A 7,953-nucleotide genomic window follows, 5' to 3' on the forward strand; every position below is an offset into this window, starting at 1 on the left:
ACCTGAAAGGGCGCGCCGTTGACGCAGCACAGGCAGCCGCCGGCCACCTCGGCGAGGGCGACGCCGTCCTCGCCGCGCTCCAGCAACGCGGCGTCCAGGCCGATCTGGCCGAATTCGTTGACCAGCACCGCCCAGCGCTCGGCCGCCGGCTTCTGCGCCAGAAGCTGGCGGATCAGGCTGGTCTTGCCGGCACCGAGGGGGCCGGCGATCAGGTGGGTGGGGATCTGACTGAGCATGGGCCTATGGTCGACGGTCTTGGCTGCCGTTGCCAGCACAGACTGCAGGTGGACGCCGTGCTAGATTCGCCGGCAATTTGCTCTGGAGTCGATACGATGCGTGCGTGGTTGCTGCCGTTCTCCCTGTTGCCCGGCCTGGCCCTGGGCGAGGCTTGCGTGGTGCACAGCCAGGCCGAGCGCCTGGACGTGCAGCTGTGCCAGGAGAACCGCAATATCCCGAGCCAGCTGTTCCGCGAGGGCTTCTGCCAGCCGCAGCTGCAGGGCCAGAAGGTGGAGGTGGAGTTCCTCGAACAGTGCCCCGCGGGCGCCTACGGCGTGTGCCAGGAGGCGCGGGCCGGCAGCGGTCTGTATCGGCAGGACATCCACTACTACGGCGTGGCCAGCGATGCGCTGTATCTGCAGCCGGCCTGCACCAGCCAGTATCAGGGCACCTGGATCGAACCCTGACATCAAAACGTCACCCAAACAGCGCCTAATGACTGCGGGTACCTCACATGGCCCTCATGTCGAGTCACGCGTCGACATGATCTCTTGGTGCTTAAGGCCGGGGCAGTCGCTCCGGCCTATTTTTTTGGTTCGCCATCCCGTGGGTTGAGGAGCCCGCGACGAAGCCCAACGGAAACCGTCGCTACTTCCCTCAGGCCAGCCAGTCCAGGGTCAACAGCAACCGCCGTTCGCCGGCCGGCGGCTGCGGCGAGCGGTGGATCAGCCCACGGCCTTCGTTGCCCTGCCACTTCTCGCCCTTGGCCAGTGCCACCTGGCCAGCCTGCAGCTGACGGATCGCTGCCGCGTCCTGCGGCTCGGCCGACCCATCGCCCAGGCGCGCGCGCGGCATGCCGCCCTCCTCCAGCCACTGGCTGCCGACCCCGGCGTAGCTGGTGATCAGCCGCAGGGGCACGTGGTCGACGTGAAAGCGCGGGCACATGGCCTTGTCCAGCACACGCAGGCGCAGGCCGATGCGCTCGGCATCGAGCAGGCAGGCGTAGGCGCGCACCAGCCAGGCCACGTCGGCGAGAAAGGCGGCCTGGCCCGGCAGGTCGGCGTACTGCGCCACCAGGCCGTCGAGATTCGGCGCGCTGTCGGGCGTCGCCAGCTCCAGGGTCATGGACTGCGCCAGGGATTCGCCCTGGGCCAGCAGCGCCGCGGCGAAGTCCTCGATCTGCGCCGGCAGGCGGCGCTGCCAGACGGCCAGGTTGACCTCGTCGCGCAGCACCTCGGTGAGCACCTGGATATCCTCGCCCAGCGCCTGACGCGGCGCCGGGCGCAGCTTGAGGGCCAACATCAGGCCGCCTCCTGCTGCCAGGCGCCGAAGGGATCGGGCAGCAGACGCCAGGCCTCCGGCCCGCCGGCCATTTCCTCGTCGGTGAGCAGGCAGGCGTCCAGCTCGGCGGTCAGCCGGGCGAAGTCGATGTTCTGGCCGATGAACACCAGCTCCTGGCGGCAGTCGCCGACCTCGGCACTCCAGTGCTGCATGATCGCCTGCAGCCCCTCCTCGTCCTGCGGCCAGTGCTGCTTGGCCACGAAGCGCCACCAGCGCCCGGCCAGGCCATGGCGCATCAGGCCGCCGGCCTGCGACCAGCTGCCGGCTTCCTGGTACTTGCTGGCCAGCCAGAAAAAGCCCTTGGAGCGCAGCAGGCGACCGTTGACCCAGTCGCGGGCGATAAAGTCGAAGAAGCGCTGCGGATGGAAGGGCCGGCGCGCGCGGTAGGCGCTGGAGGCGATGCCGTACTCCTCGGTTTCTGGCACGTGCTCGCCGCGCAGCTCCTTGAGCCAGCCCGGCGCCTGCGCGGCGCGCTCGAAGTCGAAGCGACCGGTGTCGAGGATCTTGTCCAGGGCGATCTGGCCCATGCTCATGGCCTGGATCTCGGCGTGGGTGTTGAGGCCACGGAGGATGGCCATCAGCTCCTCGCGCTCGGCCTGGCTGATCAGGTCGATCTTGCTGATGAGGATGACGTCGGCGAACTCCACCTGCTCGATCAGCAGGTCGGTGATCGAGCGCTCGTCCTCCTCGCCCAGGGTTTCGCCGCGGCTGGCCAGGCTGTCGGCCTCGTGGAAGTCGCGCAGGAAGTTCACCCCGTCGACCACCGTGACCATGGTGTCCAGCCGCGCCAGGTCGGACAGGCTGCGGCCCTGCTCGTCGCGGAAGGTGAAGGTCTCGGCCACCGGCAGCGGCTCGCTGATGCCGGTGGATTCGATCAGCAGGTAGTCGAAGCGGCCTTCGCTGGCCAGGCGGCTGACCTCGTCGAGCAGGTCCTCGCGCAGGGTGCAGCAGATGCAGCCGTTGCTCATTTCCACCAGCTTCTCTTCGGCGCGGTTGAGGCTGACGTCCTGCTGGACGGTGGCGCCGTCGATATTGATTTCGCTCATGTCGTTGACGATCACCGCGACCTTGCGGCCCTCGCGGTTCTTCAGCACATGGTTGAGCAGGGTGCTCTTGCCGGCGCCGAGAAAGCCGGACAGCACGGTAACGGGTAGACGCTGATTCATGGGGGTTCCTCGTTCAGTCACGGTCACGCTGATGTTTTTCGCGCTGCTCCTGGCGCTCCTTGGCCTCGATGCACAGGGTCGCGGTGGGGCGCAGCAGCAGGCGTTTCAGGCCGATGGGCTCGCCGGTCTCGGCGCACCAGCCGTATTCGCCGCGCGCCAGGCGTTCGAGCGCCTGGTCGATCTTGTCCAGCAGCTTCTTTTCCCGCTCCAGCAGGCGCAGCTGCCACTGGCGCTGCTCCTCGGCGCTGCCGATATCGGCGACGTCGCTGCTGGTCTCGCGCTCGCGCAGTTCGGCGAATTCCTCGTCGATGCGCGCCTGCAATTCGGCACGCTGGGCCAGCAGCAGGGCGCGGAAGAAGCGCTGCTGGGCGTCGTTCATATAGGCGTCGGCGGGCTGGGCGAGCAGTTCGGCTTCGGTAGGCACAGTCAGGGTCATGGCACATCGGCTGGTTTATTTTTTAGTGTTATAACATAACACTCAATCGAACCAGCAACCCACGGATTTGCGATGAACGTACAGACCCTGCCGGACATAGCCGCCCAAGCCACCCACCACGACCTGCCGCTGGACTGGGTCGGCATGGCCGGCATCGCCCTGCCGCTGCGGCTGGCCGGCCAGACGCTGACGGCCCAGGCCGATATCGGCGTCAGCCTGATTGATGGCGGCGCGCGCGGCATCCATATGTCACGCCTGTACCTGGCCCTGCAGGCGCTGGCCGGCCAACCGCTGGACGTGCCGGCGCTGCAGCGGCTGCTGGACGACTGCCTGGGCAGCCACCGCGAGCTGTCGGACAGCGCCAGCCTGACCCTGCGCGGCGCGCTGCCGCTGGAGCGCCCGGCGCTGATCAGCCCGTTGAGCGGCTGGAAGCACTACCCCTTCGAGGTTCGCGCACGCCAGGACGGCCGCCAATTCCAGGTCGAACTGCAGGTCGAGCTGGCCTATTCGTCGACCTGCCCGTGCTCGGCGGCGCTGGCCCGGCAGCTGATCCAGCAGCAATTCAACGAAGATTTTGCAGGCAAAAACCTCGATCGCGCCGACATCATCGGCTGGCTCGGCAGCACCCGGGGCATCCTCGCCACGCCGCACAGCCAGCGCAGCACGGCGATCCTGCAACTGCGCCTGAACCCGGATTGCAAGGAGCTGCCGCTGCTGGCGCTGCTCGACGGCGCCGAACGCGCCCTCGGCACGCCGGTGCAGACCGCGGTCAAACGCGCCGACGAGCAGGCCTTCGCCCTGGCCAACGGGCAGAACCTGATGTTCTGCGAAGACGCCGCACGGCGCCTGCACCGCGCCCTGCGCCAGCTGCCGCAGGCCAGCGCCTTGCACGTGCGGGTGGTGCACGCGGAAAGCCTGCACGCCCACGACGCGGTGGCCGAGAGCCGCTGGAACTGGGGGTGAGGCACGAGCCGCTGCCCTGCCCGGCCATAAACGCCGGCGGGCCTGCGACGGCGCTGGGCGCATTCGGAGGGGCGAATCCCGTGGCCTCTATGCTTAGATGGAGGCCACCCGCGAGCTAAGGACGCCCCATGCAGATCGAGCTGATCGAGATCCGCGATCACCTGAAGCACTTTCCGCCTTTCGACAAGCTGCCGGAGGAGACCCTGGGCGAGATCGCCCGCCAGGTGCAGGTCGGCTACTTCAAGGCCGGCAGCGAGATCCTCGCGCCGGGGGCGCCGATCCATGAGCTGCACTACGTGCGCAGCGGCGCGGTGGAGATCCACAGGCGCAGCGGCGAGCTGCACAACCGCCTGACCGAGGGCGAGATCTTCGGCCAGGCCGGGCTGATGGGCGGCAACCGCGTGCGCCTCTCGGCGCGGGCGCTGGAAGACAGCCTGATCTATTTCATCCCCGGGGTCCTGTTCCACCAGCTGTGCGAGCAGTTCGACAGCTTCGCCGACTTCGTCGAGCTGGTCGGCCAGTCGCGCCTGAAGTCGGCGCTGGAGGACAGCCAGGGCAAGGCCAGCGAGCTGATGAAGATCACCGTGCGCAAGCTGGTCACCCGTGCGCCGGTCAGCGTCGTGCCGGACACCCCGGTGCAGGAAGTCGCCCGGGTGATGACCGAGCACAGCGTGTCCTCGGTCATAGTCGTGGCGCCGCAGAAGGACGCCGCGCCGGCCGCCGGCGAGCGCCCCGCGCAGCGGATGGCCGGCATCCTCACCGACCGCGACCTGCGCACCCGCGTGCTGGCCGAAGGCTTGCCCGGCCACACCCCGGTCAGCCAGGTGATGTCGCCCGACCCGATCACCACCCAGGCCGACGACTCGGTATTCGAAGCCATGCTGAGCATGCTGCGGCACAACATCCACCACCTGCCGGTGCTCAGCCGCAACGTGCCGGTGGGCGTCATCAACCTGGCCGATATCGTCCGCTACGAGTCGCGCAGCAGCCTGTACCTGGTCAACGGCATCTTCAACAAGCAGTCGGTCGAGGAGCTCAAGCGCCTGACGCCGGACCTGCGCGCCACCTTCCTGCGCATGGTCGCCGACGACGCCAACGTCAACATGGTCGGCAAGGCCATGAGCGGCATCGGCCGCGCCTTCGCCCAGCGCCTGCTGGCGCTCGCCGAGCAGAAGCTCGGCCCGCCGCCGGTGCCCTACTGCTTCATGGTCGCCGGCTCGCTGGCACGCGACGAGCAGCTGCTGCTCACCGACCAGGACAACGCCCTGGTGCTCGACGACAGCTTCGACCCCGCCCTGCACGGCGACTACTTCGCCGAGCTGGCGCAGTTCGTCAACGACGGCCTGGCGACCTGCGGCTATGCCTACTGCAAGGGCGGGATCATGGCCAACAACCCCAAGTGGCGCAAACCGCTGCGGGTATGGCGCGACTACTTCATCCAGTGGATCGAGCAGCCCAACCCGGAGACCCTGCTCAACGCCAGCATCTTCTTCGACCTCGACGGCGTCTACGGCGCCACCGAGCTGGTGGAAAACCTCAAGGACCTGCTCGCCAGCCGCGCCAGCGGCAACCCGGCGTTCCTCGCCGCGCTGGCGCGCAACGCGCTCAATCGCACGCCGCCGCTGGGCTTCTTCCGCACCTTCGTGATGGAGACCGACGGCCAGCAGAAACACATCATCAACCTCAAGGGCCGCGGCACCGCGCCGCTCACCGACCTGATCCGCGTGCACGCCCTGGCCTGCGGCTCCCGCGCGCAGAACTCGCTGGAACGACTGGACGCCATCGCCACCACCAAGCTGCTGCCCAACGAAGCGCTGGAGGGCCTGCGCTACGCCTTCGAATTCCTCGGCCTGGTGCGCATCCGCCACCAGGCGCACGACCTGCAAGCCGAGCGCAAACTGAGCAACTACATCGAACCGGAGCAGATCAGCAGCGAGGAACGGCACAACCTCAAGGAAGCCTTCCAGATCGTCAGCAATGCGCAGAAATTCCTCCGCTTCCGCTATCCGGCGCAGCCCATGGGGCGCCTGTGATGAGCGCCGCGAACTGGTCCGAGCGCCTGCGCCAGCTCGGCGAAGCTGCCCGCGATCCCCGCCTGGCGGCCTTCTACCGCGCCGGCTGCCCGGCCGCCGAGACGCCGCTGGGCGAGGCGCCGCTGCTCGCCCTGGACGTGGAAACCACCGGCCTGGAGCCGGGCCGCGACGCCATCGTCAGCCTCGGCCTGGTGCCCTTCGATCTGCGCCGCATCCGCTGCCAGGAGGCGCGCTACTGGGTGGTGCGTCCCAGCAGCGAACTGCACGGCGATTCGGTGACCTTCCACCACATCACCCACTCCGACGTGCGCCATGCGCCGCCGCTGGACGCGGTGCTCGGCGAGGTGCTCGAGGCCCTGGCCGGCAAGCTGGTGGTGGTGCACTACCACCGCATCGAACGCGGCTTCCTCGACCAGGCGCTGCGCCGCCAGCTGGGCGAGGGGTTGCTGTTCCCCCTGCTCGACACCATGGCGCTGGAGGCGCGCCTGCATCCACGCAGGCGTCCCGGCCTGCTGGGACGCCTGCGCGGGCAACGGCCGATCTCCATCCGCCTGGCCGACAGCCGCCAGCGCTACGGCCTGCCGGCGTACCGCGCGCACCATGCGCTGAGCGACGCCCTGGCCACCGCCGAACTGCTGCAGGCGCAGGCGGCCACTCATCACTGGACGCATACGCCGGTGGGCGAGCTGTGGCACTAGCCGCGCCCCAACCTTCGCAGGGGAATAGCCGGCGCGCCCCGAACGCCCATGAAAAAAGCCGCGATACCCAGCGGCATCGCGGCTTTTTCTCCAGTGCCAGGGGCTCCTCGCACAGACGCTAGTCGCGCGACAGCACCCCGGCCCCGCCCGGCAGCGCACGCGGCTCGCTGAGCAGACCCTTGATGACGGCGACGCAACCCACCAGCAGCACCAGGGTGAACGGCAGGCCGGTGGACACCGCCATGGCCTGCAACGCCACCAGACCGCCGCCGAGCAACAGCGCCACGGCCAGCGCGCCCTCGAGCAGCACCCAGAACGCCCGCTGCGGCAGCGGCGCGTTGACCTTGCCGCCGGCGGTGATGGTGTCGATCACCAGGGAACCGGAGTCCGACGAGGTGATGAAGAACAGCACCACCAGCACGATGGCCACGAAGGAACTGAGCGCGCTGATCGGCAGCTGGTCGAGCATGACGAACATCTTCAGCTCCAGCGCCGCCTGCTGCAGCTCGGTCAGACCGCCCAGGGCCTGATGCAGCGCGGTGCCGCCGAAGGTGCTCATCCACAGCACCGACACCAGCGACGGCACCAGCAGCACGGCGATGAGGAACTCGCGCACGGTGCGGCCACGGCTGACCCGGGCGATGAACATGCCGACGAAGGGCGACCAGCTGATCCACCAGGCCCAGTAGAACGCCGTCCAGCCCTGGCTGAAGTTGGCGTCCTCGCGACCGACCGGGTTGGACAGCGCCGGCAGGTACTGCAGGTAGGCGCCGAGGTTGTCCAGCACGCCGCTCAGCAGCAGCGCGGTGGGACCGGCGACCACCACGAACAGCAGCAACAGCAGGGCCAGGCCCAGGTTCAGCTCGGACAGGCGCTTGACCCCCTTGTCCACACCGGCCAGCACCGAGCACAGCGCGATCAGGGTGATGACGGCGATCAGCAGCACCTTGGTGGTGGTGTCGGCCGGCAGGCCGAACAGGCTGTGCAGCCCGGCGGAGGCCTGCTCGGCGCCCAGGCCCAGCGAGGTGACCAGGCCGAACAGGGTGGCGAACACCGCAAGGATGTCGATCACATGCCCCGGCCAGCCCCACACCCGCTCG

At 68.7% G+C, this 7,953-nt stretch carries 9 protein-coding genes; 4 read left to right on the forward strand and 5 right to left on the reverse strand.

Features of this window, described 5'->3' with window-relative positions; all coding sequences use genetic code 11:
- Window positions 1–236 (reverse strand): GTP-binding protein (locus tag N878_RS07820; protein WP_031302897.1); only part of this gene is annotated, 236 nt, incomplete at its 3' end.
- 96 nt (window positions 237–332) lie between these two features.
- Between N878_RS07820 and N878_RS07825 the strand changes: the two genes are divergently transcribed.
- Window positions 333–683: a hypothetical protein gene (locus tag N878_RS07825; protein WP_021443109.1), complete on the forward strand. Its 351-nt coding sequence runs from the start codon at window positions 333–335 to the stop codon at window positions 681–683.
- 190 nt (window positions 684–873) lie between these two features.
- Here the strand turns inward: N878_RS07825 and N878_RS07830 are convergent, their stop codons facing one another.
- Genes N878_RS07830 through dksA form a run of 3 tightly spaced genes read right to left on the reverse strand, consistent with a single transcriptional unit; the run spans window position 874 to window position 3,159 of the window.
- Window positions 874–1,518: a DUF1826 domain-containing protein gene (locus N878_RS07830; RefSeq protein ID WP_021443110.1), complete on the reverse strand. Its 645-nt coding sequence runs from the start codon at window positions 1,516–1,518 to the stop codon at window positions 874–876.
- On the reverse strand, window positions 1,518–2,723 hold the full coding sequence (zigA, locus tag N878_RS07835; RefSeq protein WP_021443111.1) for a zinc metallochaperone GTPase ZigA: 1,206 nt from the start codon (window positions 2,721–2,723) through the stop codon (window positions 1,518–1,520). Before zigA ends, N878_RS07830 begins: the two co-directional genes overlap by 1 nt.
- A gap of 13 nt (window positions 2,724–2,736) precedes the next feature.
- On the reverse strand, window positions 2,737–3,159 hold the full coding sequence (dksA, locus tag N878_RS07840; protein ID WP_021443112.1) for an RNA polymerase-binding protein DksA: 423 nt from the start codon (window positions 3,157–3,159) through the stop codon (window positions 2,737–2,739).
- Window positions 3,160–3,231: 72 nt separating this feature from the next.
- Here dksA and folE2 point away from each other — a divergent pair, with 72 nt between their 5' ends.
- The 3 genes from folE2 (at window position 3,232) to N878_RS07855 (ending at window position 6,853) form a co-directional block, all read left to right on the forward strand.
- Window positions 3,232–4,122, forward strand: a complete 891-nt coding sequence (gene folE2 / locus N878_RS07845) for a GTP cyclohydrolase FolE2 (RefSeq protein WP_021443113.1) — start codon at window positions 3,232–3,234, stop codon at window positions 4,120–4,122.
- A gap of 128 nt (window positions 4,123–4,250) precedes the next feature.
- A complete protein-coding gene (locus N878_RS07850) occupies window positions 4,251–6,155 on the forward strand; it encodes a DUF294 nucleotidyltransferase-like domain-containing protein (protein WP_021443114.1) in 1,905 nt (634 codons plus the stop codon).
- A complete protein-coding gene (locus tag N878_RS07855; RefSeq protein WP_021443115.1) occupies window positions 6,155–6,853 on the forward strand; it encodes a 3'-5' exonuclease in 699 nt (232 codons plus the stop codon). Before N878_RS07850 ends, N878_RS07855 begins: the two co-directional genes overlap by 1 nt.
- Before the next feature lie 118 nt (window positions 6,854–6,971).
- Here the strand turns inward: N878_RS07855 and N878_RS07860 are convergent.
- The coding region (locus N878_RS07860; protein ID WP_021443116.1) for a BCCT family transporter at window positions 6,972–7,953 on the reverse strand (982 nt) is incomplete at its 5' end.

The sequence above is a fragment of the Pseudomonas sp. EGD-AK9 genome, from assembly GCF_000465935.2.
Classification (GTDB): Bacteria; Pseudomonadota; Gammaproteobacteria; order Pseudomonadales; family Pseudomonadaceae; genus Aquipseudomonas.